The sequence below is a fragment of the Gordonia sp. YC-XJ4 genome (assembly GCF_059511865.1).
The window spans coordinates 4,738,465-4,761,675 of the sequence record NZ_CM183447.1 but is presented as its reverse complement, the minus strand read 5'-3'; the positions used below and the strand labels follow the sequence as shown (position 1 = coordinate 4,761,675).

At 67.2% G+C, this 23,211-nt stretch carries 23 protein-coding genes; 13 read left to right on the top strand and 10 right to left on the bottom strand.

Translation table 11 applies throughout. The features are described 5' to 3' along the window. Positions 1 to 105: 105 nt before the first annotated feature. Positions 106 to 1,233 (bottom strand): citrate synthase 2, encoded by a 1,128-nt coding sequence (locus AC5ZH6_RS21080; protein ID WP_006368225.1) that lies wholly within the window; start codon positions 1,231 to 1,233, stop codon positions 106 to 108. 214 nt (positions 1,234 to 1,447) lie between these two features. Here AC5ZH6_RS21080 and pdxH point away from each other — a divergent pair, with 214 nt between their 5' ends. The 5 genes from pdxH (at position 1,448) to AC5ZH6_RS21055 (ending at position 7,304) form a co-directional block, all read left to right on the top strand. Further along, positions 1,448 to 2,143 (top strand): pyridoxamine 5'-phosphate oxidase, encoded by a 696-nt coding sequence (pdxH, locus tag AC5ZH6_RS21075; protein ID WP_496169254.1) that lies wholly within the window; start codon positions 1,448 to 1,450, stop codon positions 2,141 to 2,143. Beyond that, positions 2,140 to 2,769 (top strand): PadR family transcriptional regulator, encoded by a 630-nt coding sequence (locus AC5ZH6_RS21070; protein ID WP_020170242.1) that lies wholly within the window; start codon positions 2,140 to 2,142, stop codon positions 2,767 to 2,769. Before pdxH ends, AC5ZH6_RS21070 begins: the two co-directional genes overlap by 4 nt. Positions 2,770 to 2,778: 9 nt before the next feature. Further along, positions 2,779 to 4,047: an MFS transporter gene (locus tag AC5ZH6_RS21065; RefSeq protein ID WP_496167783.1), complete on the top strand. Its 1,269-nt coding sequence runs from the start codon at positions 2,779 to 2,781 to the stop codon at positions 4,045 to 4,047. A gap of 46 nt (positions 4,048 to 4,093) precedes the next feature. Then, complete coding sequence (locus AC5ZH6_RS21060) at positions 4,094 to 5,179, top strand: isopenicillin N synthase family dioxygenase (protein WP_496167781.1); 1,086 nt, start codon at positions 4,094 to 4,096, stop codon at positions 5,177 to 5,179. A gap of 535 nt (positions 5,180 to 5,714) precedes the next feature. Beyond that, on the top strand, positions 5,715 to 7,304 hold the full coding sequence (locus AC5ZH6_RS21055) for an HNH endonuclease signature motif containing protein (RefSeq protein ID WP_496167780.1): 1,590 nt from the start codon (positions 5,715 to 5,717) through the stop codon (positions 7,302 to 7,304). Between the two features lie 201 nt (positions 7,305 to 7,505). Here the strand turns inward: AC5ZH6_RS21055 and AC5ZH6_RS21050 are convergent, their stop codons facing one another. Further along, complete coding sequence (locus AC5ZH6_RS21050; RefSeq protein ID WP_020170247.1) at positions 7,506 to 8,504, bottom strand: oxygenase MpaB family protein; 999 nt, start codon at positions 8,502 to 8,504, stop codon at positions 7,506 to 7,508. A 191-nt stretch (positions 8,505 to 8,695) separates the two neighbouring features. On the opposite strand from AC5ZH6_RS21050, the gene AC5ZH6_RS21045 reads away from it, so the two are divergent. Further along, positions 8,696 to 9,172, top strand: a complete 477-nt coding sequence (locus tag AC5ZH6_RS21045) for a hypothetical protein (protein ID WP_020170248.1) — start codon at positions 8,696 to 8,698, stop codon at positions 9,170 to 9,172. 24 nt (positions 9,173 to 9,196) lie between these two features. Here AC5ZH6_RS21045 and AC5ZH6_RS21040 read toward each other — a convergent pair whose 3' ends face one another. Continuing rightward, a complete protein-coding gene (locus AC5ZH6_RS21040) occupies positions 9,197 to 10,069 on the bottom strand; it encodes a 5-oxoprolinase subunit C family protein (protein WP_020170249.1) in 873 nt (290 codons plus the stop codon). Beyond that, positions 10,066 to 10,731 (bottom strand): 5-oxoprolinase subunit B family protein, encoded by a 666-nt coding sequence (locus tag AC5ZH6_RS21035; protein WP_496167778.1) that lies wholly within the window; start codon positions 10,729 to 10,731, stop codon positions 10,066 to 10,068. Before AC5ZH6_RS21035 ends, AC5ZH6_RS21040 begins: the two co-directional genes overlap by 4 nt. A gap of 136 nt (positions 10,732 to 10,867) precedes the next feature. Here AC5ZH6_RS21035 and AC5ZH6_RS21030 point away from each other — a divergent pair, with 136 nt between their 5' ends. From AC5ZH6_RS21030 to AC5ZH6_RS21015, 4 genes are all read left to right on the top strand, one after another. Then, positions 10,868 to 11,812, top strand: coding sequence for a carbohydrate kinase family protein (locus tag AC5ZH6_RS21030; protein ID WP_020170251.1), 945 nt, complete (start codon positions 10,868 to 10,870; stop codon positions 11,810 to 11,812). A gap of 67 nt (positions 11,813 to 11,879) precedes the next feature. Next, the gene (locus AC5ZH6_RS21025) at positions 11,880 to 13,202 is read left to right on the top strand and encodes a citrate synthase (RefSeq protein WP_006368236.1); all 1,323 of its coding nucleotides are present in this window, start codon (positions 11,880 to 11,882) and stop codon (positions 13,200 to 13,202) included. 81 nt (positions 13,203 to 13,283) lie between these two features. Continuing rightward, positions 13,284 to 13,652: an FKBP-type peptidyl-prolyl cis-trans isomerase gene (locus AC5ZH6_RS21020; RefSeq protein ID WP_020170252.1), complete on the top strand. Its 369-nt coding sequence runs from the start codon at positions 13,284 to 13,286 to the stop codon at positions 13,650 to 13,652. Between the two features lie 75 nt (positions 13,653 to 13,727). Then, the gene (locus AC5ZH6_RS21015; RefSeq protein WP_020170253.1) at positions 13,728 to 15,017 is read left to right on the top strand and encodes a cryptochrome/photolyase family protein; all 1,290 of its coding nucleotides are present in this window, start codon (positions 13,728 to 13,730) and stop codon (positions 15,015 to 15,017) included. Here the strand turns inward: AC5ZH6_RS21015 and AC5ZH6_RS21010 are convergent. Further along, complete coding sequence (locus AC5ZH6_RS21010; RefSeq protein WP_006368239.1) at positions 14,969 to 16,033, bottom strand: Lrp/AsnC family transcriptional regulator; 1,065 nt, start codon at positions 16,031 to 16,033, stop codon at positions 14,969 to 14,971. The two genes, AC5ZH6_RS21015 and AC5ZH6_RS21010, sit on opposite strands and share 49 nt — an antisense overlap. Before the next feature lie 66 nt (positions 16,034 to 16,099). Here AC5ZH6_RS21010 and AC5ZH6_RS21005 point away from each other — a divergent pair, with 66 nt between their 5' ends. Continuing rightward, positions 16,100 to 17,542: an MFS transporter gene (locus tag AC5ZH6_RS21005; protein ID WP_014361233.1), complete on the top strand. Its 1,443-nt coding sequence runs from the start codon at positions 16,100 to 16,102 to the stop codon at positions 17,540 to 17,542. Between the two features lie 19 nt (positions 17,543 to 17,561). Here AC5ZH6_RS21005 and AC5ZH6_RS21000 read toward each other — a convergent pair whose 3' ends face one another. From AC5ZH6_RS21000 to AC5ZH6_RS20985, 4 genes are read right to left on the bottom strand one after another with little or no spacing between them, the layout of a single operon-like run. Next, positions 17,562 to 18,788 (bottom strand): ABC transporter permease, encoded by a 1,227-nt coding sequence (locus AC5ZH6_RS21000; RefSeq protein ID WP_006368241.1) that lies wholly within the window; start codon positions 18,786 to 18,788, stop codon positions 17,562 to 17,564. Next, a complete protein-coding gene (locus AC5ZH6_RS20995; protein ID WP_014361232.1) occupies positions 18,785 to 19,681 on the bottom strand; it encodes an ABC transporter ATP-binding protein in 897 nt (298 codons plus the stop codon). The genes AC5ZH6_RS21000 and AC5ZH6_RS20995 overlap by 4 nt, the downstream gene beginning before the upstream one ends. Then, positions 19,678 to 20,280, bottom strand: coding sequence for a hypothetical protein (locus AC5ZH6_RS20990; protein ID WP_211543952.1), 603 nt, complete (start codon positions 20,278 to 20,280; stop codon positions 19,678 to 19,680). The genes AC5ZH6_RS20995 and AC5ZH6_RS20990 overlap by 4 nt, the downstream gene beginning before the upstream one ends. Continuing rightward, positions 20,280 to 20,564: a helix-turn-helix transcriptional regulator gene (locus AC5ZH6_RS20985; protein ID WP_006368244.1), complete on the bottom strand. Its 285-nt coding sequence runs from the start codon at positions 20,562 to 20,564 to the stop codon at positions 20,280 to 20,282. Before AC5ZH6_RS20985 ends, AC5ZH6_RS20990 begins: the two co-directional genes overlap by 1 nt. A 176-nt stretch (positions 20,565 to 20,740) precedes the next feature. Here AC5ZH6_RS20985 and AC5ZH6_RS20980 point away from each other — a divergent pair, with 176 nt between their 5' ends. Further along, positions 20,741 to 21,208, top strand: a complete 468-nt coding sequence (locus AC5ZH6_RS20980) for a hypothetical protein (RefSeq protein ID WP_211543954.1) — start codon at positions 20,741 to 20,743, stop codon at positions 21,206 to 21,208. 11 nt (positions 21,209 to 21,219) lie between these two features. Here the strand turns inward: AC5ZH6_RS20980 and AC5ZH6_RS20975 are convergent, their stop codons facing one another. Further along, positions 21,220 to 22,359: an NAD(P)-binding domain-containing protein gene (locus AC5ZH6_RS20975; protein ID WP_288337002.1), complete on the bottom strand. Its 1,140-nt coding sequence runs from the start codon at positions 22,357 to 22,359 to the stop codon at positions 21,220 to 21,222. 66 nt (positions 22,360 to 22,425) lie between these two features. Here AC5ZH6_RS20975 and AC5ZH6_RS20970 point away from each other — a divergent pair, with 66 nt between their 5' ends. Beyond that, on the top strand, positions 22,426 to 23,157 hold the full coding sequence (locus AC5ZH6_RS20970; protein ID WP_020170257.1) for an enoyl-CoA hydratase: 732 nt from the start codon (positions 22,426 to 22,428) through the stop codon (positions 23,155 to 23,157). Positions 23,158 to 23,211 lie beyond the last annotated feature (54 nt).

Here is a 23,211-nt window from a genome sequence, read left to right as displayed (position 1 = left end):
GAAAAGGTCCTTCATCTCGTTCTAGAGCCCGCCGCCCCCGACACCCTGGTGACAATTGGCAGTCTTCGTCACCGAGCCGCCGGGCCGGCGTCGCGGATTGGTCGACTAGAGGCCGGGTTTGACCACGTCACCCCACCCTTCGACGTCCTCGGGCCGCCGCGGTGCGGCGCCGGTGTAGAGCGCGGCCGGGCGGACGAGTTTGCCGAGCTGCTTCTGTTCGAGGATGTGTGCGCACCAGCCCGCGGTCCGGCCGCAGGTGAACATGGCGGGCATCATGTGGGTGGGTACCTCGGCGTAGTCGAGGATGACCGCCGCCCAGAACTCGACGTTGGTCTCGATTGCGCGGTCCGGGCGGCGTTCGCGCAGTTCGGTGAGTGCGGCCTGCTCCAACGCCGCGGCCACCTCGTAGCGCGGCACCCCGAGCTGTTGGGCGGTGCGGCGCAGGACGCGGGCTCGCGGGTCCTCGGCGCGATAGACCCGGTGACCGAACCCCATCAGCTTTTCCTTGCGGTCGAGGATGCCCTTGACCAGCGCCCGCGCGTCCCCGGTGCGCTCGACCTCCTCGATCATCGGCAGCACCCGTGCCGGTGCGCCACCGTGCAGCGGCCCCGACATCGCGCCGATCGCCCCGGACAGCGCCGCTGCCACATCGGCTCCGGTACTGGCGATCACCCGGGCGGTGAACGTCGACGCGTTGAGTCCGTGTTCGGCCGCTCCGACCCAGTAGGCGTCGATCGCGGCGATGTGCTTCGGGTCCGGATCGCCCTTCCACCGGGTCATGAATCGTGCTGTGACGGTGTCACATTCGTCGATGATACGCTGCGGCACGGCAGGTTGGTGAATGCCGCGGGCCGACTGCGCGACGTAGGACAGTGCCATCACCGACGCGCGCGCCAGGTTCGCGCGGGCGGTGGCGTCGTCGATGTCGAGCAGCGGCCGGTAGCCCCAGATGGGGGCGAGCATCGCCAGCGCGGCCTGCACGTCGACGCGGACGTCGCCGGTGTGGATGGGCAGCGGGAAGGGTTCCGCGGGTGGCAGACCGTCGCCGAACCGGCCGTCGACGAGCAGTGCCCACACGTCGGCGAAGGTGACCTTGTTCTCGACGAGATCCTCGATGTCGACACCGCGGTAGCGCAGGTTGCCGCCGTTCTTGTCCGGTTCGGCGATCTCGGTGGTGAAGGCGACGACGCCCTCGAGGCCGGGGACGAAGTCGTCGGGGATCTTGTTCGTCATGTCTGCGACCACCTTCTGTTCCGCACGGCGCTGTGCCGGGGATGCCGGGCTGGGGGCATCCTCTGTGTGCACTGTAGGACAGTCCGCAGAGGCCGTCATACCGGGGAGTAACCGCCCCGCCACGCTGGTCACGGCACTCGCCCGGAGTAGCGTCTGGACAGTGAGCGAATCCATCGACGGCGGGCCCCGACGACCCGGGATCGACCTGCCCAACATGCGTGTCGGGTACGGCGGCGGCATCCCGCCCAACGTCGGCGACGGAGATCGCGCGGCCGGGGCCGACGGGGTGCGCGACAACCTCGATCCGAGTTGGTTGCGCGGCGACCCACCGTGGCTCGACCTGTTCGAGGTGTGGCTGCACGAGGCCCTCGACGCGCGGATACCCGAGCCGAATGCGATGGTCCTCGGCACCGTCGACGCCCATGGGTTGCCGGCCACGCGGACCGTGCTGTGCAAGGGCGCCGACGCCGCCGGAATCGTGTTCTTCACCGGCTACGATTCCGACAAGGGCCGTGACCTGGCCGCCAATCCCGTTGCGTCGGTGACCTTCCCGTGGATCGCACTGGAACGTCAGGTGCACTTCCGGGGCGCGGTGGTCCGAGTGAGTCCCGAAGAGACACAAGACTATTGGTACAAGCGGCCGCGGGGTTCGCAGCTCTCGGCGCTCGCCTCCGAGCAGTCCCGTCCCATCGGCAGCCGGGCGGAGTTGGAGGCGAAGGCGGCCGACGTCGCTGCGCGGTGTGGCGGCATCGACGGAGACACCCCGGTCCCGGTGCCCCCGCAGTGGGGTGGGTATCGCCTGGAGCCGGCGTGCGTCGAATTCTGGCAGGGCCGCGCGAACCGGCTGCACAACCGGATACGTCTGACGATGGTCGACGGGGTCTGGGAAGTCCTGCGGCTGCAGCCGTGAGCCTGCGACACGCACTGCTGGCCCTGCTCAGCGCCGGGCCGGCGACCGGATACGACGCCGCGAAGCGGTTCAGCGGTTCGGTCGGGCACGTGTGGTCGGCGCCGGACTCGCAGATCTATCCCGAACTCAAGCGGATGCAAGGTGACGGACTCGTGGAGAGCAGCGCCGTCCGCTGGGGGCCGCGCAGTACCAAGACCCAGTACACGATCACCGACGCCGGACTCGAGGAACTGATCGACTGGGCGGGCAGAGCGCTGCCGTACTCGCCGCCGCGCGACACCCACCACCTACAGGCCGCCTATCTCGAATGGACCGATGCCGCGGGCGCGCGGCGATTCTTCGAGGATCACATCGCCCATCACACCGAGCAGCGGCAGTTGCTGCTCGCGGTGCACGCGGGAATCGTCGCGCGCACCGATCCGATGATCATGCGCAGGCTCTCGCGTTTTCCCGACTCCGATCACGAGCGGATCGTGGCCTTCAAGGCGCACACCTATGCCGGGATGGTCGCCCGGAGCGAGGCGGAGATCGCCTGGGCACGCGAGGGTCTGGCGATGCTCGACACCCTGGCCGCCGACGGCGGAGTAGGCGGGGGAGCGGCCGGGGGCAATTCTTCGATCCCCTAAGCTGTTTCGGTGCGTCGTCTCCTGGCCGACACCCGGCCGCTGTCCAATCGCTACTTCCGGAGACTGTGGTGGGCCAACATCGTCACGGTCATCGGCGCGCAGCTCACCGTGGTGGCGGTGCCTGCGCAGATCTACGAGATCACCGGTAGCTCAGCCTATGTCGGACTCACCGGAATATTCGGTTTGGTCCCTTTGGTCGTATTCGGCCTCTGGGGCGGGGCGCTTGCCGACGTCATGGATCGCCGGATCATCCTGGTCGTCACCACTTTCGGACTCATCGGCACCAGTGCGCTGTTCTGGCTGCAGTCGGCGATGGGCTGGAACAACGTCTGGATCATCCTGTCGCTCTTCACCGTTCAGCAGGCCTTCTTCGCGGTCAATCAGCCGACACGGACAGCGGTGCTCCCGCGGTTGCTGCCCGCGTCCGAACTGCCGGCGGCGCTGTCGCTGAACATGACGGTGATGCAGGCCGGCGCGATCGCCGGACCGCTCGTCGGCGGCGCGTTGATCCCGGTGCTGGGGTATTCGGTGCTGTACCTGATCGACACGATCTTCTTGTTCGCCACGCTGTGGGCGGTGATCCTGCTGCCTGCGCTGCGTCCGGAGAGCGAGCACGCGCCGAAGGTCGCGGGATTGCGGTCCGTGATCGACGGCCTGACCTATCTCGCCCGGCACAAGGTGCTGATGGCGTCCTTCCTCGTCGATCTGATCGCGATGATCTTCGGCATGCCACGGGCGCTGTTCCCGCAGATGGCGCACGAGAACTTCGGTGGTCCGTCCGGTGGCGGCCTCGCCTTTGCGCTGCTGTTCGTCGCGATCTCGGCGGGCGCCGTCGTCGGCGGGGTGTTCTCCGGGTGGGTCAGTCGTGTTCAGCGGCAGGGATTCGCGGTGATCATGTGCATCCTCATCTGGGGTGTGGCGATCGCGCTCTCGGGTGTGGCGGTGGGGTTCGCCGGCGGGTCGGCAATGCCGTGGCTGCCGGTCGTCCTGGTGCTGTTGATGATCGGCGGCGCCGCCGACATGGCCTCGGCGGCCTTCCGCCAGTCGATCCTGCTGGCCGCGGCCAACGACGAGGTGCGCGGGCGACTGCAGGGGGTGTTCATCGTCGTGGTTGCCGGTGGTCCGCGCATCGCCGACGTCGCGCACGGTTCGGCGGCAGCGGTCGTCGGCGTCGCGGCGACCACGGCCTTCGGCGGAGCGGCCGTGGTGGTGCTGACCATCGTTGCCGCACTGTTCATTCCGGCTTTCGTCCGCTACCGCGTCGGCCAACACGCCTGACCGCGGCAGCCGCGCTGATCAGCGAATCCTCTCGATCGGTGTCACCATGGTGGCCATGACTGCGACCGTCGACGAGTCCGTGGACTCCTTTCGCGTTCCGATCATCGACATCTCCGCCTACACCGACGGAGGTAGCGCCGCCGACCGCGCGGTGGTCGCGGCGCAGATCGATGACGCGGCGAGTTCGGTCGGATTCATGCAGATCGTCGGCCACCAGATCCCCTCCGCGGTGATCGAGGAATTCACCGCCGTCATGGACGACTTCTTCGCGTTGCCGCTCGACGAGAAGAAGGCCTACCGGACGCCGCCGGAGATCAACCGTGGTTATGCACCTCCGAAATCCGAGTCGCTGTCGCTGAGTCTCGGCGTGGAATCGGCGGGGCGGATGAATGATTTCTTCGAGGCATTCAACGTGGGCGTCGAGGCGAAGCAGTATCCCGGACTCGAGCTGCCCGCCGATCACTACGCCGACAACACCTGGCCCGCGGTCAGTCATTTCCAGGCTGCGGTGTCGACGTATTTCATCGAGGCCCGACGCGTCGCACACGTGCTGACGCGCATCTTCGCCGACGCACTCGACCTCCCGCCGGACTTCTTCGACGGCTACACCGACCATTCCCTCGACGTGCTGCGGATGAACAACTATGCGCTGCCGCCCGGCGAGATCGAACTCGACGGTGAACTGACCGGCATGGGCGAGCACACCGACTACGGCATCGTCACGGTGCTCTGGGCAGACCAGGTGCGCGGCCTGCAGGTGCTCGACCACCACGGGGTGTGGCATGACGTCGCCCCGACCGACGGTGCGCTCCTCATCAACCTCGGTGACCTGATGGCGCGCTGGACCAACGAACGCTGGATGTCGACACTGCACCGCGTCAAGCCGCCCATCGTCGACGGCACCATCGAACGGCGCAGGTCTGCCGCCTACTTCCATGACGGCAACATCGACGCCACCATCTCCACACTGCCGTCCTGTGTGGGCGCCGGCAGCCGCTACTCGCCGATCACCGTCGGCGAGCACATCGGTGCCAAACTCGCGGGTTCGCGTGCCGGACAAGCCAATCCGTACGCAAAGCGCGAGGCCGCCCGCGTGCAGCGCGCGATGCAGCGAGGGCTCGGCCAGCAGTAGCCCTCTGGGTGCTTCCAGCAGCCAAGTGTTCCCCCTTCCGCCGGATGGTAGAGCGCTTCCACCGCCGACGCTCGACCGTTTTTCCCGATGGTCGAGGGCTTCCACCTTCCGACGCTTGCCCCTTCCCCCGGTGGTCGAGGTGCGAGCCGCGTGCGGCGAGCCTCGAGACCGCTTGTGCCGGTGCTGGTTCGGTTCGACGGGTGGTGCGGATACTCATCGGCGAGCGGGGTCTCGAGGCCTCGTCGCTGGCGCTCCTCGGCACCTCGACCATCGGAAAGGATCCCCCGGTGGTCGAGGTGCGAGCCGCGTGCGGCGAGCCTCGAGACCCTGGTGAGATGACAAGCATCGCAATCACATCCACTACCCACTCGACGCAACAGAGCGCCCGGTCGACGTAATTCGACGCCCGGTCGATGAGTAGAAATAGTTGTCCACAGATTTCTCCAGCCTGGCGATCATCGCGCCGGTTTTGTCGGTACCCCTTCGTACACTTGTGCCCATAAGGTTCGATCGCTGCGGAGGGGAGGTTGTTCGGATGTCGAGTGTGTTGACGTTCACCGATCCGGATGCCGACGCCGCCGCGATCACGTCGATGTCGCGCGATGAGCTCATCGAGACCGGCTCTGAGTTGTTGCGCCAATCGCGCAAGTACGAGGCCCGGACGGTCCTGGCAGCCGCTGCTCTGGCGGAGCGGGTGTTTCGTGAGCATCTGGCCGGTCGGTCCGAGACCGGTGTGTGGGGTTCGGTGGTCGAGCATGCCGAGAAACTCGGCCGCGCCGAGGTGTCGTTGCAGTTCAAGGTCTCTCGCAGTAAGGCCGGGAGTTGGGTGGCGTTGGCGGAGCTGTTGGAGAAGTTCCCCCTGATCCGTGCCGCCTATTTGAATGGGGAGCTCTCGACGAATAGGGCCTCGATCATGGCGCGCGCTGCACAGCGTGGCGCCGACCCTGACACCGAGACCGACAGCGACAGCGACAGCATCGATACCGGTGACGAGTCCGGGATGTCGTTCGAGAAGATCGTCCTGGATTACGGATCCCGCGCTACCACCGACCCGGTACTGGCGCAGCAGCTCGACGCCGCACTGATCTCGATGAACCCCGACAGTGTCATCGAGGACCGCGACACCATCACCGACCTGGTGGGGAACGTGACCATCACCCCCGATGTTGCGGGGCACTCCTCTCTGGATGCGGTTGTGCCGGCGCATTATGGGGTGTTTCTCACAACGCAGATCGAGGCGTTGATCGATGAACGCACTTGCCGCAAGGACCCGCGTCGCGTGGGGTCGCTGCGGGTGATCGCACTGGGTGAGATCACCGGTGTGCCGGGAGCGCACCTCGACTGCGAATGCGGACAAGATGATTGCCCGAAACGAGGTGGCGGCACCGACAGCAACGGGTCGGCCGAAACTCCCGCTGACGCCGAGGACGCGGCAGCGTGGGACGACCTGTTGCCGGCGCCTGCCGATGCCGATGTGCCCGACGTCGAGTTGGTGGAGCCGGTCGTCGAACCCGAGATCCCCGATCCGATGGATGAGCCGACGCCGGATGAGGTTCCGGTGGCGTTCGGGCGAGCCCTGGTGGTGCCGAGTGCGCCCGTGTTGACGGTGGTCACTGACCCGGACGGGATTCTCGTACCGCGGTTGCAGGGTTACGGGCCGATCGACCGCGATTACGCCACGACTTTGGCCGAGGTCGCGAAGACGATTCATTACCCGGAATCCGTGCGTGCGGCTGGTCCGTTGATCCCGCAGATTTCCGACCGCGCGCAGGCACCGCCGGCGGATCCGACCGGACACGGTGGTCACACCGTGCCACCTCCTGGGGCATTGACGTATGCACCCAGCGCAAAGTTGCGCGCTGAGGTGTTGGCCAATGATGCGTGGTGCCGGTTTCCGTTCTGCGGGATGCCGTCACACCTGTGCGACCTTGATCATTGGCGGCCGTTCAACCACACCGACCCCGAGGCCGGAGGGTGGACGGTGCTCGGTGACCTGATCCCGTTGTGTCGGGCTGATCACCAACGCAAACACCTCGCGGAGTGGGTGCCGACGTTGTACACCGATCGGCGGGTGGAGTGGCGGAATCGGCGGACGGGGCAGGTGATTGTCACTTACCCGCGGTGACGGGGTTCCGCTGTGGGGTGGAACCAGCTGCGGTGCAACGGGTCTCGAGGCTCCTCGCTAGCGCTCGTCGCACCTCGACCACCAGAAAAGGGGGCACCTCGACCACCAGGAAAAGGCACCTCGACCACCTGGAAAGAATGCCTCGACCACCAAGAAAAGGCACCTCGACCATCGGGGGTATAGCCTCGACCGGGTTCGGGGCTATCGCGAGGCGTGGACGTGCGTTGGATAGTCGGCGGTGCGGGCGGCATGCACAGGGCAGTAGTGGATTGGGTTGTCGCGCTCGGCTTCTGGCGGCAGGTTGCGGGCGGGCGTCTCCACCAGGGGTGCGGAGTGCGGTACGCGTCCGCGGACGCGGTCCCATGCATCACGGGGACGGGGATGCCGGAGATAGCGTTTCGGCGTCAGTTGGTGCATCACGAGGTTGATCACCCTGCCCAGCAGGCGGAATCGTCGTTCGTCGGCCTCGCTCCACGGCAGGTTCATCATCTCGCGGATGGGTTCATCGTAGAAGCCGGTGGTCAGCCACACGAAGAAGCGCGCATTCCGTGGCGCGATGTGACGACGCCACAAGCCCTCCGGGATGAACGACAGAAACGGTGGGGGTGGTAGCGAGCCGATGTCGAGGACGGTGCGTACCGACTCGTGATCGCGGAGTACGTTGCGGCACATGTGGTCCCAGTACTCGAGGAAGTCCTCGTAGGTCTCGGGAACCGGTCGCATCGACACGCCGTACTGCGCGTACCAGACCTTGGACTCCTCGAACAACTGGCGTTTCTGGGCTTCGGTGAGCCAGGGCCCGAATCGCTCGCAGAGCCGAACGTTGCCGTACCAGAAGGTGGCGTGCGCCCAGTAGAAAACATCGGGATCGAGTGCGTGATAACGCGATCCGTCCGGCATCGTTCCCTTGATGGTGCGGTGATAGTCGCGCACCTCATGGCCGGTCGCCGCCGCGCCATCGGTGGCCACCGGATCGAAGACGACGCCGCTGATCGGATACAACGACCGCAGCAAACGCTGCCATCGCTCCCCGAAGAAGTCCGAGTGATCCCAGACGGCCTGCCCCAACTTGGGATGCATGTTCTGCATCGACCCCGCCCATAGGCCCTGGAACATGCCGGTCCACGTCCCCCAGATCTGCCAGGTCAACGAGTCCGGGCCAAGCACCGCGGTGTCGGGTGGAGACGCAACCTGGGTCATGAGACGAAAGACTAGAAGCGTCTCACGCCGGAGTCAAGGCTCCCCCGATCGGGGGAGGCATGGTTCCTCCGGTGAATCGGCTGGTCAGGTGAAGAGGTGAGCCGCTCGTCGACGGCAGAGTCATGGGTGTCAGAAACACCACGGACCGCCGGCCACACACCCGGCGGGCCACGGACGCAAGGGAGACCCCCATGAACACGATCACCACAGCCCGCCGCTTCCGTAACCGCGCACTCATCGGCCTCGCCGGCCTCGGGGTCGGCACCGGACTGGTGCTCGGCGGAGCGGGTCTGGCCACCGCCGGAACCGTGCCGATCACCCATCCCGGTGAGCCGACCGTCGCCATGACGATCACCAACCACACCAACCACACCGAGTTCCTGCAGGGCGCCACTCCCGGAGCGGGGCAGTGGGTGCAGTCCCCGCGGGCACAGCTGGCTCCCGGCGCCACCGAGACGATCGTCTCCAACGCGCCGCACAGCCCATCGGAGAGCGTCATGGTCACCTACCGGATCGGCGCGTTCGGCCCCAAGGCGGTCTACAACATCGAGAACGCCAAGGGCGCAGTCAATCTGAACGCCACCGGAACCACCAGCGGCAACTACTGGATCAACGCACACATCGACACCGGCTACCCGACCGTCAACGTCGGCTACGACCTGTGGTGACCGGTGCCGGTTGGTCGCCGGCACTCACCGGGAGCGGAAACGCACCCGGTTGCCGGCGACCAGCTGAGCCGCTCGCGCCAGCGCCCCAGCGGTGAGTACCGCGACGACCGGATAGCCGCCGGTCACCGGATGATCGGCGAGAAACAGCACCGGCTGCCCATTGGGTGGGACCTGAACCCCCCCGTGGGCAACGCCTTCCGAGGCGAGTTCGCCGACATCGGCACGGTGGTGCAACAACGGATGATCCGACCCGTCAGGCCGCACCAGCCGCACCCCGACCCGATCGGCGTCGGCGCTCACCTCCCACTCGCCGACCATCAGATCCCCGACCCGGTGCAGGTGCCCGGAACGCGGACCTGCACTCGCATCGAGCTCGACCACCGTCGGTGGTGTCGCCTCGACCGGCGCATGCGTCACCGCGGGCCATGGCCCGGTCTCGACGCCGACTTCGAGCAGATCACCTGCCGACAACGGTGGCGGCCCCAGCCCCGACAACGTATCGGTGGACCGCGAACCGAGAACCGCGCCGACGTCGATTCCGCCCCGCACCGCAACGTAATTGCGACAACCCCAGGTCGGCGCCGACACGGCCAGTTCCGAACCCGCGGCCACGGTGACGGTTGTGCCGAGGCCGACCGGCACATCGTCGACGCGCACCTGCGCACCCGCCCCGGTCACCGCGATCACCAGGCCGCGCATCGCTCGAATTCGTATCCCGCCCAAGGTCGCTTCGATCACGGCCGCTGATTCCCGGTTTCCGACAAGGCGATTGGCGAGAGTCATCGACACGAGGTCGGCGGCACCCGACCGGGGGACACCGAGATGGGCCAGCCCGGGCCGACCCAGATCCTGGATCGTCGCGAACGGGCCGGGGCTGATCACCTCGATCGCGCTCACCGTTGCTCTCCGGTGTCACCGCGGGCGGCGTCGACGAATCGCACCAGCGTGCCCGGTGACAGCAGCGACGGCGGATCCGACGTCTCGTCCCACAGGCGGATATCGCTGCGGCCCAACAGATGCCATCCCCCGGGGCTCGGGCGTGGATAGACCGCGCTGTATCCGGCGGCGACGGCCACCGCGCCGGCCGGCACCCGGGTGCGCGGCTGCGTTCGCCGGCCGATCCGGAGCAGCGGGTTGTCGGCATCCTCGGGGACGAGGTAGCCGAAACCCGGTGCGAATCCCATGAATTGGACGCGCCACCGCGTCGCGGTGTGCGCGGCGACCACATCACCGACCCCGCACCCCAGGGTGGCGGCGACGCCGTCGAGATCGGCGCCGTCGTACGTCACGGTGATCGTCACCTCGTCGTCGGTCTCCGGCGTCGCGTCGTCGTCGGCGACCGCACCCCGCAACACCCGGTGGATTCCCAACGAATCCGCGCCGCTTCCCAGCTCGAACTGAACGAGGACAGTCGATGCGCTGGGCACGATCTCGCTGACGCCGGGCAGATCGCCCGCGGCTGTGGCCGCGCGTAGTGCCCGGTGTGCTCGGCGCACCGCGACCGGGTCGTCACCGAAGTCGAGCAACACCGCATCGCGTCCCGCGGGCAACTCGTTCATATCCGTCGAATCTACCCGCCCGCTGCTGTTTTGGTCTCGTCGTCGTTTCACCCATAGCCGACATCGGCGCCGCCGGGCGATGGCAGACTGATGCCGTGAGGACGGGACGGACGTACGCAGTGGTCGGAATCGGTCGATGAGGGAGATCGTCGTGTGCGGTGAGGCGCTCGTCGACGTGGTGGCCACGGCCCCACCGGGTGTCGGCGGCGGGCAATTGCCCCCGTTGCAGCCGGCCCTGGGCGGGGGACCGTTCAACGTCGCGATCACCTTGGGGCGGCTGGGAAGTGCGGTCTCGTTCTGCTCGGCGGTGTCGACCGACGATTACGGCGAGGCCGTCATGTCGGCATTGCGGCACAGCGGCGTCGGCACGACTCTGGTCCAACGGCGTGCCGAGCCCACCTCCCTGGCCCTGGCGACCATCGGCGCCGACGGTGCCGCCCACTACTCGTTCTATGTGGAGGGCACCGCCGACCGCTTCGTCGCCGACCCCGGGCCGTTCGCGCCGACGGTCGCTGCGGTCGGCTTCGGCACGCTGTCACTGGTTCTCGAGCCCGGTGCGAGCGTGTACGAGGCGACGATGCGCCGGTGTCACGAGGAGGGGCGGTTGGTCGTCTGTGACCCCAACATCCGTTCCGCCGTCATCGCCGACGCCGACGCCTACCGCGCCCGGTTCGCGTCGTGGATGAACGCGGTCGACGTGGTCAAGCTCTCCGACGAGGACGCCGAGTGGCTCGGCCGCGGACCGAACGGTTCGCGTCCCGCCGACTGGCTCGACGCCGGGGTGTGTGCGGTGCTCGTGACCGCGGGCGCCGACGGTATCGACGTCGTCACCGCGTCGGGTACGAGTCGTATCCCGGCGCCCCGGGTCACCGTTGCCGACACCATCGGCGCTGGTGACAGCATCATGGGCGCAATCCTGCACCAACTCGATCGCGATGGTGCACTGTCGTCGGCCGCGGTGCGCGGCCTCGACGACCAGCAGTGGCGCGAGGTCGCGCGGTTCGCCGTGAAGGTGGCCGGGATCACCGTCTCGCGTCCGGGGGCGGACCCTCCGTGGGCGAGCGAGCTCGGGGGAGACTAGGTTAGGTTCTCAAGAGCCCGTAATGGGCGAAGAGGAAAATCTCGCACCTGAGTAAAGGGGTCCACGAGTGTCCGCTGAAACAGTCCCGGCCGACGGCACAACCGATGCGGCTTCGGCAACATTCACTTATCCCGGTGGGCAACTCGAGCTCCCGATCCTGAAGGCCACCGAGGGTAGCGATTCGGTCGAACTGGGCAAGTTCCTGTCCGAGACCGGATTGACCACGTTCGACGGTGGATTCGTCAACACCGCATCCACCAAGTCGTCGATCACCTACATCGACGGCGACGCGGGCATCCTGCGCTACCGCGGCATCCCCATCGACCAGCTGGCCGAGAAGTCGACCTTCATCGAGGTCAGCTACCTGCTGATCTACGGCGAACTGCCGACCCCGGCCGAGCTCGAGGAGTTCACCAACAAGATCCAGCGGCACACCCTGCTGCACGAGGATCTCAAGCGGTTCTTCGACGGATTCCCGCGCAACGCCCACCCGATGCCGGTGCTCTCCAGCGCCGTCAACGCGTTGTCGGCGTACTACCAGGATTCGTTGGACCCCAAGGATCCCGAGCAGGTCGAACTGTCGACCATCCGGTTGCTGGCCAAGCTGCCGACGATCGCGGCCTACGCCTACAAGAAGTCGGCGGGCCAGCCGTTCCTCTACCCGGACAACTCGCTGAGCCTGGTGGAGAACTTCCTGCGGATGACCTTCGGGTTCCCCGCCGAGCCGTACGAGGTCGATCCCGAGGTCGCCAAAGCCCTCGACATGCTGTTCATCCTGCACGCCGACCACGAGCAGAACTGCTCGACGTCGACGGTCCGGTTGGTCGGGTCGTCGCAGGCCAACCTGTTCACCTCGATCTCCGGCGGCATCAACGCCCTGTGGGGCCCGCTGCATGGCGGCGCCAACCAGGCCGTACTCGAGATGCTCGAGGACATCAAGAACTCCGGCGGCGACACCCAGGCGTTCATGACCAAGGTCAAGAACAAGGAAGCCGGCGTGAAGCTGATGGGCTTCGGGCACCGCGTCTACAAGAACTACGACCCGCGCGCGGCAATCGTGAAGAAGACCGCCGATCAGATCCTCACCTCCCTCGGCGTGCAGGACGACCTGCTCGACATCGCCAAGGGCCTCGAAGAGGTCGCCCTCAACGACGACTACTTCATCGAGCGCAAGCTCTACCCGAACGTCGACTTCTACACCGGCGTCATCTACCGCGCGATGGGCTTCCCGACCCGGATGTTCACCGTGCTGTTCGCACTCGGCCGGCTGCCCGGCTGGATCGCGCACTGGCGGGAGATGAACTCCGACCCGACCGGCAAGATCGGGCGTCCGCGCCAGCTGTACACCGGTTACACCGAACGCGACTACATCGCACGCGGGGATCGCTGAGGCGCTCGCCCGCCCGACGGGCCCTGTCGTCCACGAAGGGCCCGAGCCACCAGAGAACCGACGACTCAAAGGAGAGTCCCGATGACCAGTGCCGAAAAGCCAGAAGTCGAATTCCCAGAGGGCCCCGCCCCCGCCGAACTCGAGGTCGTCGATCTCATCGAGGGTGACGGTGCCCAGGCCCAGCGGGGCGACGTCGTCGATGTCCATTACGTCGGAGTCGATTTCGAGTCGGGCGAGGAGTTCGACTCGTCGTGGGATCGCGGTCAGTCCGCGCACTTCCCGCTCGAACGGCTGATCCCGGGCTGGCAAGAGGGAATCCCGGGAATGAAGGTCGGTGGCCGTCGGCGTCTGACCGTGCCGCCGAACCTGGCCTACGGCCCTCCCGGTGCGGGACACCGACTTTCGGGCCGCACCCTGGTCTTCGTCATCGATCTGCTGGGCGTGGGATAGATCTCCGCCGCCACACGCACCCGGGGTGGGTCGGCCGCATCGGCATCGGAGCCGACCGGTACGGCTCTGCTGTGGTTGCGACGCGATCTGCGGCTCGGTGATCTGCCGGCACTCGCCGAGGCGCTCGCCGCCGCCGATCGCGTCCTGATCTGCTTCGTCCTCGACCCCCGGCTGGAGAAGTCCGCCGGCGACCGACGCCTGGCATTCCTCGTCGATTCGCTGCGTGAGCTCGACGAGCGCCTCGACGGTCGACTCCTCGTCGTGCGGGGGCGTCCCGACGAGGAGATCCCCCGGCTGGTCGACGCCGTCGGCGCGTCGACCGTCCATGTCTCCGAAGACTTCTCGCCGTTCGGCCGCCGTCGTGACGATGCCGTGGTGGCGGCGCTCGACGACGCCGGTGATGTGTCCTGGGAGCCGGTCGGTTCGCCGTACCTGGTGTCGCCCGGTCGCGTCACCAAGTCCGACGGCAGCCCCTACAAGGTCTTCACACCGTTCTTCCGGCAGTGGCGCGATCACGGGTGGCGCACACCCGCGTCGACGTCGGTCACCGCCGATGATCTCGTCGACCCGTCCGACCTCACCCGCTCCGGTCGCATCCGAATACCCAAGGCGCCCACGACGACCGACATTCCCGCCGGGGAGAACGCCGCCCTGGCGCGGTGGGGCGAGTTCGTCGCGGAGGATCTCGCCGGTTACGACGACGACCGCAACCGGCCCGATCTCGATGTGACGAGCCGGATGTCGGCGTACCTGAAGTTCGGCAACATCCACCCGCGCACCCTGGCCGCCGACCTGACCGGCACCGGCAAGGGCGCGCAGGCGTACCTGCGCGAGTTGGCATTTCGTGACTTCTACGCCGACGTCCTCCATCATTGGCCGGAGTCGGCGTGGCACAACTGGAATCGCCAGTTCGACGACATCGACCTCGACACCGACGCCGCCGCCGACCGACGATTCGACGCGTGGAAGCAGGGCCGCACCGGTTTTCCGCTCGTCGATGCCGGCATGCGCCAGCTCGCGCAGACCGGGTTCATGCACAACCGGGTGCGGATGGTCACCGCGTCCTTTCTCGTCAAGGATCTGCACCTGCCGTGGTGGTGGGGTGCGCGATGGTTCCTCGATCAGCTCCTCGACGGCGACATGGCGTCGAACCAGCACGGCTGGCAGTGGGCGGCCGGCACGGGAACCGATGCGGCGCCGTACTTTCGGGTGTTCAACCCGGAGGCGCAGGCGAAGAAGTTCGACCCCGACGGTGCTTACGTCGCGCAGTGGGTGCCCGAGTACGGTACCGACGACTATCCGGAGCCGATCGTCGATCACAAGGCCGAACGGGAAGAGGCCCTGCGTCGGTTCGGCGAGATCTGAGGCGGCGCGAGTTTGTCGCCGTGCACGAGTGCGCCCGCATGTTTGACCCGGCGCAGCAGCGGGACGAGTTCGTAACCGGTGATCCCGTCCAGCCGTGCAAGGTCTTCGGTGACAAAGGAATAGAGGTCGTCGGGGCCTGCGCCGATCACGTTGGCGGTCAGGTTGGCACGGCCGGTGACCGCGGCGGCGAACGGGATTCGGGGATCGGTACCCAGCGCCCGCCCCACCGAGGCCAGTGATCGCGGCACAACCGTGAGCCATAATGCGGTGCTGCGCAACCCGATTGCCGCAGTTGCCAGATCCACATGGAAGTAGGCCACCCCGGAACCGATGAGACGTTCCACGCGACGCGTCACCTTCCCGGGCGTACTCCCCGCAGTGCGCGCCAGCGTCGAATATGCGACCCGGCCGTCCCGGCCGAGTTCGTCGATCAGGAGGCGATCGATGTCGTCGAGCTCCGCCCGAACACCTTTCGACGACACCACCGGTGGTGCGGTCGCCCGCAACGCCGCGGTCTGTGCGGACGTGAGGACATCGCTCCACGTGTCCTGATGCTCGCCCGCCCCGCCGATGTAGGTGTGCAGGATCTCGGCGGGTGCGACGTCGAGCACCGGCGCGGACCTCGGCAACATCTCGTGCAGCAGCTCGTGCGTCTCGACGTCGGCGGGGGCTCGGAGGTTGAAGTCGACCTCCCAGCCGGCCCCGTAGATCGACACCCACGACACGTCGTCGCGCGCCGCGATCGCCCGTGCGATGGTGTCGGCGCCCTCCGGCCGGCAGCGCACGCGCACGAGCCAGTTGGCGCCGCCGGTGCCGTGCAGATCGGCGGTCATCGTGACCCGCAGGTATCCGTCGCGCCGCATCCGTCGGTAGCGTCGGGCCACCGTCTGTTCGGCCACGTCGAGGATCTCGGCGAGTTCGGCGAAGGCCACCCGTGGCGAGATCTGTAGCGCTCGGGTGATCTGCGCATCCAACGTGTCGAGGGTGGAGGATTCCAACGCGATTCGGGCGCTCATGGGTGGAATCCTACGTCTGCTCGGACCGAGGGCGACGATGGTCGTTCGGGTCGCCAGACTTGGGGCATGGCAAGAAAATGGTGGACTCTGGTCGTCGTCTGCGCGGCGACATTCATGTTGTTGCTCGACGTCACGATCGTCGTCGTCGCACTCCCCGACATCGAGCACGCGCTCGGAGCGAGTTTCTCCCAGCTCCAGTGGGTCACCGACGCGTACGCGTTGGCACTGGCGTCGCTGTTGCTGACGTCCGGATCGATCTCGGACAAATTCGGCCGACGTCGCATCTTCTCGATCGGGCTGGTCATCTTCACGCTCGGTTCGCTGCTGTGCGGGGTGGCGCAGGACCCGACGATGCTCATCGTGTCCCGGGCATTGCAGGGCATCGGCGGAGCGATGCTCTTCGCGACGTCGCTGGCGTTGCTGGCCGCGACCTTCCACGGCCGCGAACGCGGACTGGCCTTCGGCGCATGGGGTGCGGTCACCGGCATCGCGACGGCTCTCGGACCGATCCTCGGCGGTGTCCTGACCACCGGTATCACGTGGCGGGCGATCTTCCTGGTGAACCTGCCCATCGGGATCGTCGCCCTGTACCTGACGCTGCGGATGGTCGACGAGTCGCGCTCGCCGCACGCGCGGCGCATCGACTGGCCGGGAGTGCTCACCTTCACCGCGGGACTGCTCGTCGGCGTCTACGGCCTCACCGAAGCGGGTCAGCGATCGTGGACCGACGGCCTGGTGCTGGGATGTTTCGCGGCGGCCGCGGTGCTCCTGGTGGCCTTCGTGATCGTCGAACTGCGCGTCGCCCAACCGATGTTCGACCTGGGGTTACTGCGCATCCCGACCTTCGGTGGTGGTCTGATCGCGGCCTTCACGATGAACGGGTCACTGTTCGCGATGCTGCTCTATCTGGTTCTCTACCTACAGAATTCGCTCGGCTTCTCGGCCCTGGAGACCGGTCTGCGGCTGCTGGTGATGTCGGGTTGCACGATGATCTTCGCGACGATCGCCGGCCGTTTGTCCGAGCACATGCCGGTGCGATGGCTGATCGGCCCCGGGCTGGTGCTGGTGGGTGGTGGCCTGTTTGCGATGGCCGGACTCGAAGCCGGCTCGTCGTGGACCCATCTGATCCCCGGACTCGTCATCGCCGGCATCGGCAGTGGCCTGGTCAATCCGCCGCTGGCCGCCACCGCGGTCGGTGTGGTGCCGGTGCACCGGTCCGGGATGGCCTCGGGCATCAACACCACCTTCCGTCAGATCGGCATCGCGGTGGGTATCGCCGTCTACGGATCGCTGTTCAGCTCGCGGATGACCAGCTCAATGCACGACAACCCGACCGGTGGCATCCACGCCGCCTACGCCGACGGACTGAACCTGCTGTTCTGGGTCAGCGGTGTGGTCGCCGTGCTCGGTGGGGTGTGCGCACTGGTCATGATCCGGTCCAAGGACTTCGTGCCGCACGGACCCGCGCCGGTCGTCGACGACGAACCGGAGCAGGTCCCGGCGGGCTGAGTCACCGTGTCGCGAGAACTCACCGGGTCATCGACAGCGCCTCGGACCACTTGACCCGGCTGCCGGTCCGCAGGATCGACCGCTGGTAGATCCGCGCCGCGATCCAGGTGGCCACCGCGCAGGCCGCGATCATCAGGATCAGGGTGATGACGATCTGCATGGCATCGGTGTCACCGGTCGCGATCCGGATGGGTACCAGCACCGCGGAGAACGGCGGAATCCAGGTCAGCACCTGGATGAAGGTGGAGTCGAGGGCCTGGATTCCGAAGATCCCCGCGTACATCACCGCCATCGACAGCACGGTCAGCGGCATGATGGTCGACCCGAGTTCCTCCTGACGGGACACCAGCGCACCGGCGGCGGCGTACAGCGTCGCGAAGAAGACGAATCCGAGGAGAAACCAGATGAGGGTGGCCGCGAACATCCCGACCGCGGTGCCCGCGATGGTGAGCATTCCCGTTGCCGCACCGGCGATCAGGGCTGTCGCGCCGAGCACCACCACCTGACCGAGTGCGACGACGCCGATGCCGAGGATCTTGCCCCACATCAGGTGCAGCGGTTTGACGGTGGCCAGCAGCAGCTCGACGATGCGTGAGGTCTTCTCCTCGACGACGCCGACCGCGATCATGTTGCCGCCGAGCATGATCGCCATGATCAGCAGCATCGCCCCGACGATGGCGATGATGATCCGCTGGCCGTTGTCGGGCTTGGCCGGCTGGGTCTGATCCTCGGCGATCGTGGCACGTGGCAGATCGGCTGCATCGACACCGCGTTCGGCCAGACCGGTGGCGAGGGTGGTCTGGGAGATCGATGAACGCAGCACACCCGAGAGTGTGTCGGAGAGTCCGTTCTTGCTGATCAACGTGAACGATCCGGACGGTCCGACGACGATCGCGCCGTCGAGATCACCGCTGTCGACCTGGGAACGGGCCTGTGCCGGGGAATCGACGGTCTGCACCGAGACGGGGGTGCCGGCGGCCTTGCCGACCTCGGTGACCGTCGTCGAGAGGGAGGTGTCGGCACCGACGATGCCCACCTTGTCGGTGTCGGTGCCACCGCCGCTGAACGCCTTCCACACGATCAGCCCGATCACGATGACGAGCATCAGCGCGATCGTGCTCCACAGGAACGACTTGGTGCGGGCGCGGGTGGAGATCTCGCGCTCGGCGATGAGCCACACCGACGTCATCGCGCCGGCACCGCCATCGGGTGCGGTCGGGGGCAGGGTCTGGGTCGGGGTGCTCATGCCGATACCACCTCTCGGAACATGTCGGTCAAGGACGGTGTGGATCTGGTGAAGCGGTGTACCGGCCCCGTGTGCAGGGCCGCGGCGAGCACCTGCTGGTCATCGACGGAGTCGGGGTCGATGCGCAGCAGCGTGGTCGGTCCGTAATCGGCATCGAGAACCCCGGGAATGCCGTCGGCCCAAGCGGTTCCGATGCCGGGGCCCTCGACCTCGAGGGTCACCCCGCCGCGGGCGCGCAGGCTCTCGACGCTGCCCAGCGCGCGCATCTGTCCCTTGACGACGATGCCCACGCGGTCGCACAGGCGTTGCACGAGGTCGAGTTGATGTGAGGAGAAGATCACCGGGATGCCCTCGGCCGCTTTCTCTTTGAGGACATCACTCATGACGTCGACGGCGACCGGGTCGAGGCCGGAGAACGGCTCGTCGAGAACCAGGACCGCGGGGTCGGCGATGAGCGCGGCTGCCAGCTGGACGCGCTGCTGATTACCCAACGACAGATCGGCCACGTTGTCGCCGAAACGTGTTGCCACACCCAGACGTTCGGTCCAGCGGTGCGCCGACTCGTCGGCCTGGGCCGCCGACATCCCGTGCAGCCGGGCGAGGAAGCGCAACTGATCGCCGACCTTCATCTTGGGATAGAGCCCGCGCTCCTCGGGCATGTAACCGATACGACGACGGGTGGGCAGGTCGATCGGGCGGTCACCGAGTGCCACGGTGCCCGAGTCGGCGGCCAGCACGCCCAGGATGATCCGCATGGTCGTGGACTTGCCGGCGCCGTTGCTGCCGACGAAGCCGAAGATCTCCCCGGGTTGGACGGTGAAGGTCATGTCGTGCAGGGCGACGACGTCACCGTATTTCTTGTGTAGGCCGTCGATGATCAACGGGTCGCTCATCGGAGCTCTCCCTTCCAGGTGGACGATTCGGGTTCGGCATAGTCTTCGGGATCGGAGTCGGCCATCCACCACGCGGTGAGCATCGACGGCAGCACTCCGGCGGCGAGCACCAGCGAGATCAGCAGAATCGCCACGCCGTAGATGGCCTGTCGGTCGATGTGGACGGGGATCGACATCGCGATCAGGATGAAATATGGGATGAACATCAGCGAGAAGAGCACGATGAAAGCGATCGAGCGCGCCGAATTACGTTGGGCGAGCTGGATTTCGTCGAGGGCGCTGACCGGTGCGTCGCCGACCGAGCCGGTGATGATGCGCAGGAGTCGCTGAGCGGTGATCGTGACGACTGCGCCGAGAATCCACGGCGGGAGGAACCAGATGTCGGAGAAGAACCCGATGACGGCACCCACGATCATCAGGGCGATGGCGAGCGCCTGGGCGACGACCACGCGCCGGTAGGCGCGGCGGTTGCGCCAGCGGGGCAGCCGATGTGCGTGGCGCGCGGTGAAACGGCGGTGACGTTCACCGCGCCACTCGTCATAGCGTCGCCACAGTTCGGGCTGTGCCTCTTCGGGGATGGCGGAATTCTGGTCGTACATCAGGCACCTGTCCCTTCGTTGGATCGGCGGGAGTACAGCTCGGCCGACATCGCGCCGAATTCGGTGCGACTGAACACCGCTTCGACGGGGAGCTCGAACACATCGCAGATGCGGAAGGCGAGGTCGAGGCTCGGATAGTGATCACCGCGTTCGAGAGCGCCGACGGTCTGCACGTTGATCCCGACGAGTGCCGCCAGTGCGGCCCGAGACATCCGACGCTCGGCGCGCAGGACGCCGATGCGGTTGAAGATCGGGAGCTTCTCTCCCCGTCTGACCGGACTCATAGAACCAAGTGTTGGGAAAACCCAACAATCTGTCAAGTCTGTATGCGGAACTGTCGTCCGTTCGTGTGCTCTTCGGGCGAAGGGTCGCGGGCTCGGTCGCGCCCGTGACACGGTGAAAACGGTCGTGTCCCGAGGGGTGGGTGGTAACGAGTTCGGGGGAGAACAGAAGGTCTCCGATGGCCCGATCGATACCCGGTGCCGCCCTGGTCACCGCCGCCGTGGTGGTCGCGTCGTCCACGGTGGGTCTCGCACCGGCGCAGGCCGCGCCGGCCACACGACTCTGCGCGATGACCTATGTGAACCCGAATCTCGCCGATCTTGGGCTACTGAGATCGACGAGCTCGGTCACGGTGGCCTCGGCGGGCGCGGGCATCGTGTCGCTGACGGTGACGACACCACCACCGCTGCTCGGATTCGATCAGCGCGTGCGCGTGTTGTGGACGAACACCGCCCCGGGCGGTGGTTCCGGCGACGCATCGTCCGGGTGGACCCGCATTGGCGCCTTCGGCGGATCGAGCACCATCGCGCGCATCGAGACAGGTTCGGGCCGAGTGGCTTTCGATGTCACCGTCGACACCCTCGGCGCCCTCGTGCGCTACACGAGCTCCGGCGCGTGCCGTGGTGAGCTGTCGGTGACCGGCTGATCAGGGGCTGATCAGGAGGCGTCGAGGAGATCGGCGATCACGCGTGCGGCCTCCCGACCGGCCCGATTCGCGCCGATCGTCGACGCCGACGGTCCGTAGCCGAGCAATTGGATGCGAGGATCGGCGGCCACCGTCGTGGCGAGTCGGCCGGTCATGGTGATCCCGCCACCCGGCGCGCGCAGGTGCAGGGGCGCGAGATGGTCCAGCGCACTGCGGAATCCGGTGTTCCAGAACAGGACGTCGACGTCGAGTTCGGTACCGCCCCCGAGATCGCCGACCCCGAGGTCACCGCCACCGCAATCCCAGCACACCCCGGTCTCGGTGATCCGGGTGAACATCGGTCGCCACCGCAGAATCCCGTCGCGCCGGGCCGCGGCGACGGCCGGCGTCAGTGACAGGCCCGTCACCGACACCACCGAGGTCGGCGGCAGGCCGGCACGCACCCGCTCCTCGACACGTGCGACCGCCGCCCGGCCCTCCTCGGGGGTGAAGGGTCCGTCGCGAAAGTGTGGCTCGGTGCGCGAACACCAGAACGTGGTGACCTCGGGGGCATTGCGGGCGATTTCTATGAGGAGTTGGATCGCCGAGATCCCGGCGCCGACCACCAGGACGCGTTGTCCGGCGAACTCCTCGGGTCCGTTGTAGTCGTGGGTGTGCAACTGGCGTCCCCGGAAGTCGCCGATGCCCGGGATGTGCGGGATGAACGGGCGATCCCAGGTGCCCGTGGCGTTGATCAGCGTCCGCGTCGTCACCTCGGATTCCCGGCGTTCGCCGTGCTCGTCGGGCGCCACGATCGACGCCCGGAAGCCGTCACCGTCACGGTGCACCGCGCGCACGTGGACCGGTCGCGCCACCGTCAGCCCGAACTTCTCCTCGTACCGACCGAAATAGTCGGGGACGGCGGTGGCCGCCGGGAACTGATCGCACTCGACGCCGAGCGCCTCGACGAGCCCGTATCCGGGCAGGTCGTGGACATGATTTGCGGCGGCGAGGGTCAGCGTCGGCCATCGGTACTGCCAGGCGCCGCCGGGGCCGGGTGAATGGTCGAGGAGCCGATACCGTCCGTGCAGCCCGAAGCGTTCCAAGAAGTAGGCCGCCGACAATCCCGCCTGACCTCCGCCGATGACGAGGACATCGGTATCGGTGTGCATCACGCCAGCCTGTCATGTCCATGTGAGCGGCATGTACCGGCCACCGGCTCGGTAGGCTCTGCGTTCATGATTGCAACGAGTGCAGATGGTGCGGTGACGACAATCGAACTCGACCGCCCCGACAAGCGCAATGCTCTCAACGGAGCGGTGATCGAGGCTCTCGGCGCGGCCTTCACCGCGGCTGTCGATGCGGGTGCCCGGGCGATCGTGCTGACCGGGCGGGGCAGTGCGTTCTCCGCCGGCGCCGACCTGTCGGGTCCGGTGTATGACCCCGGCTTCCTCGACCACCTCGTCGCCACGTTGCAGCAGATCGAGTCGACCCCGGTGCCGGTGATCGCCGCGGTCAACGGTGCGGCGCTCGGCGCCGGACTCCAGCTGACCATGGCCGCCGACCTGCGGGTCATGGCACCCGATGCGATCGCCGGCATCCCGGCCGCCAAAATCGGTGTCGCCGTGGATGAATGGACCATCCGCCGGTTGGTCTCACTCGTCGGCGCCGGGCAGGCCGCCGGGATGCTGATCGGCTGCGATCCACTCTCGGCCGATCGGGCCCACGACCTCGGATTCGCCAATCGCATCGGTGATCTGGCCGACGCCCAGCACTGGGCGGCGACCATCGCCGAGCTTGCGCCGCTGACCCTGCAACACTACAAACTCGTGCTCAACGGCGACGGCGCCCGGGACGTGGCGCCGGAAGAACGTCATGCCGCGATGATGCGTGCCTGGCACAGCGACGACCTCGCCGAGGGCCGCGCCGCGCGCGCCGAGCGCCGCGCCCCGCGCTTCTCCGGAAAGTAGTTCGGGCCCATCGGTTCTGTGTCTCCGGTGTTCGGATTGCCCGGTTTGCCGAGC